Annotated in this window: 1 protein-coding gene; it reads right to left on the bottom strand. The window is 52.2% G+C overall.

What is annotated here, in order from left to right; translation table 11 throughout:
* Positions 1 to 870: HYR-like domain-containing protein (locus FJA49_RS18335; RefSeq protein ID WP_449404091.1), on the bottom strand; the 870-nt coding region annotated here is incomplete at both ends.

Raw genomic sequence — 870 nt, 5'->3', positions numbered from 1 at the left:
CCGTTGCACTTCCGCAAGCATCAGTTGCAGTAAGCGTAGCCGCAGCCGGGATATTTCCGCATGAAGCAGTTATGCTGGCAGCAGGCAGTGTTCCTGCGAATACTGGAGCCTGAGTATCGGTCACGGTCACTACTTGCGTGTGAACTGCAGTGTTACCGCAAAGGTCAGTCGCAGTCCATTTTCTTGTAAGCGTGTAGCTTCCGGCACAAGCACCGTCAGTTCTTGTCTCGGCGAATGTTACCGTTGCGCTTCCGCAAGCATCGGTCGCAGTAAGCGTAGCCGCAGCAGGGATGTTTCCGCAAGCTGCAGTGATACTGGCAGCAGGCAGTGTTCCTGTAAATACAGGAGCCTGGGTATCGGTTACGGTCACTACTTGCGTGTGAACTGCAGTATTACCGCAAAGGTCAGTCGCAGTCCATTTTCTTGTCAGGGTATAGTTTCCGGCACATGCACCGTCAGTTCTAGTTTCGGCAAAAGTTACCGTTGCGCTTCCGCAGGCATCGGTCGCAGTAAGCGTAGCCGCAGCAGGGATATTTCCGCAAGCCGCAGTTATGCTGGCAGCAGGCAATGTTCCTGCAAATACAGGAGCCTGAGTATCAGTCACGGTTACAATCTGAGTGTGTTCAGCAGTATTACCGCATAGGTCAGTAGCCGTCCATTTTCTTGTCAGGGTATAGTTTCCGGCACAAGAACCATTAGTTCTTGTCTCAGCGAATGTTACAGTTGCGCTTCCGCAAGCATCGGTTGCAGTAAGCGTAGCCGCAGCAGGGATATTTCCGCAAGCTGCTGTGATGTTTGATGGCAATGTTCCTGTAAATACAGGGGCCTGCGTATCAGTCACGGTTACAGTCTGAGTGTACTCAGCAGTGT

The organism is Flavobacterium microcysteis (assembly GCF_006385255.1).
GTDB lineage: Bacteria > Bacteroidota > Bacteroidia > Flavobacteriales > Flavobacteriaceae > Flavobacterium > Flavobacterium microcysteis.
Note: the sequence above shows the minus strand (reverse complement) of the source record. Positions and strands in the feature narration are given on the sequence as shown.